Source organism: uncultured Clostridium sp., from assembly GCF_937920395.1.
Classification (GTDB): domain Bacteria; phylum Bacillota; class Clostridia; order Clostridiales; family Clostridiaceae; genus Clostridium_AD.
In genome coordinates, this window is record NZ_CALEVF010000363.1 from 1 (window position 1) to 2,339 (window position 2,339).

Annotated in this window: 2 protein-coding genes; both read right to left on the minus strand. The window is 28.5% G+C overall.

The window, feature by feature from the left end; genetic code table 11:
- Window positions 1–384: 384 nt before the first annotated feature.
- Window positions 385–1,326: a GNAT family N-acetyltransferase gene (locus Q0649_RS21270; RefSeq protein ID WP_298846619.1), complete on the minus strand. Its 942-nt coding sequence runs from the start codon at window positions 1,324–1,326 to the stop codon at window positions 385–387.
- A gap of 109 nt (window positions 1,327–1,435) precedes the next feature.
- Window positions 1,436–2,200 (minus strand): tRNA threonylcarbamoyladenosine dehydratase, encoded by a 765-nt coding sequence (locus tag Q0649_RS21275; RefSeq protein ID WP_298846620.1) that lies wholly within the window; start codon window positions 2,198–2,200, stop codon window positions 1,436–1,438.
- Window positions 2,201–2,339 lie beyond the last annotated feature (139 nt).

The window sequence follows — 2,339 nt, forward strand, 5'->3', positions numbered from 1 at the left end:
CTGTTTAATTTTCAAAGACCAATTTGTTTGTCATCATGTGACGACTTCTACTATTCTAACAGTTCTCTAATCATTTGTCAATAGTATTTCACTCTTTTAAATCAAGTTTTTTACTATAACAATTAATTTTTCATTGCAAAACAGCAGCAACATTTAATATTTTATCATAATTGTTTTTATCCGTTTTACATTATATATTATTTAAGACAAAGTAAGTACACAATAATCTTATTTTCTTACTTATTCTACGTTTTTCGTATGCTGATACACTAGGCTTAGTATACAAGCGCATTACTATAAACTAAGATGTATCCCTCCAACATAAAGAATTTTTCTACTAATATCAACTATAATTAAGCTATAATTTAGATTATATTTAACCAACTAAATGCTTTTTATCTTATAAAAAACCATGTGATCTCTCCATTCACCATTAATGTATAAGTATTTTTCACTTATTCCAAGTTCCTTAAACCCGCAGTTTTTTAGTACTCTTTGTGACTTTTCATTATCTATTAAAGTAGTAGCTTCAACTCTATGTAATTCTAGTTCCTCAAAAGCATATGCTACTACAAGTTTAACGGCCTCTTTCATATATCCCTTATTTTGTTCTTTCTCATCCATAGAATAACCTATAAAGGCATTCTTAAATACACCAATAATTATATTTGATATTCTTATTTTACCAATAAGTTTCTTATCCTTATATATTCCAAAATTAACACCAACACCATTTAAAAATTGTTTATACCCCTCTGTTAAAGTACGTTTTTGATTATCTAAATTATAAAACGACTCATCCCTAGAAGGTTCAAACTTACTCAAATATTGTCTGTTTCTTAAATGAAAATCTAACACTTCTTGTGCATCGCTAGGAACCAATGCCCGAATTCTAATGTTTTTCCCTTTAATGTCTAAGTCTCTCCTTAATAAATTCTTATTAAACGTAAAAGCATTTATACCAAACATTACTTCTGATTGATAATCAGATTTATTTATCACACTGTCAGTTATTATCCCCTCTAGATCAAATCCTAAATCAGTAAAAGCACTTACATTTATACTTTCCTCAGCAATAACATTAACTTTATTTATTCCCATGTTTTTAAACAAAATATTTAGCATAAGATTTAATGTATCTTTTAAATACTCATAACTACCATTGGTATGTTTATGAAATTTCAATCTAAATTGACAAAACTTGTTTTCTTTATCTAACTCTACTATAAATATTCTTCCTAATATAATATAATTATTATCTTTTATAATATACTCTCGCTCGTTACCTTTTAAAGCTTCTAGATTAACATACTTACCTTTGTTCATTTTTAACCCCTTTGTCTACAATAATAGTAATTTAGATCATAAATATGTTCATTAACAAAAATAACAAAAGGTGATTGAAATTCCACCCTTTTTATTACTTATAATTAAATTATAAAATATTAGCGTTTTTAATTAAATCCTTAATCACTTCACCACCGATTATCAATCCCGCTACTGGTGGGACAAACGATATACTACCCGGAATCTGTCTTTTCATAGCACATTTTTTTGAACCACCTGTACATATACAACCTTCTTTACAGGTTAAAACCTCGTCCTTTGGTTTTATAGGCACTTCCTGGGAATAAACCACCTTTAATTTGTTAATATTTCTCTTTCTAAGTTCCTGCCTCATAACTCTCGCAAGCGGGCATATTTTTGTATCATAAATATCTGCCACTCTAAATAAAGTTGGATCTAATTTATTACCGGTTCCAAGACAGCTGATAATATTAATGTTATGTTTCGTACAGTATTCAACCAAAGATAGTTTTGAAGCAACTGTATCAATAGCATCCACTACATAATCTGTATCTTCAGTAATTATATCTCCCATATTATCTGCTGTAACAAATGTTTCATGAGTAACAACTTCACACTTAGGGTTTATTTCGAGTATTCTATCCTTCATTACTAAAACTTTACTTTTACCTATAGTTTTGTGTGTAGCATGTATTTGCCTATTTAAGTTTGTTAGACATATTGTATCATCATCTATTAATACTATCTTTCCAACTCCTGATCTTACTAACGCTTCGACAGTATAACTTCCAACTCCACCTATCCCAAATACTACTACCTTACTCTCTTTTAACTTGTTTAAACTATCCATACCTATAAGTAACTCTGTTCTTGAAAATGCATGCTGTGGCATATGTTTTTTCTCCTTCAAAATATATTTTATCGTAAATGTTTTATACTTTTTATTGCTTTCGTATTTATTAATTAATAATAATTTTATATCATCATCTAATTATACCCCAAATAGTTATAAAGGCCACGCATATGCGTGG

Coding starts and splice junctions, on each gene's coding strand:
- Q0649_RS21270 (WP_298846619.1), bottom strand. CDS start 1,326: ATGAACAAAGGTAAGTATGTTAATCTAGAAGCTTTAAAAGGTAACGAG.
- Q0649_RS21275 (WP_298846620.1), bottom strand. CDS start 2,200: ATGCCACAGCATGCATTTTCAAGAACAGAGTTACTTATAGGTATGGAT.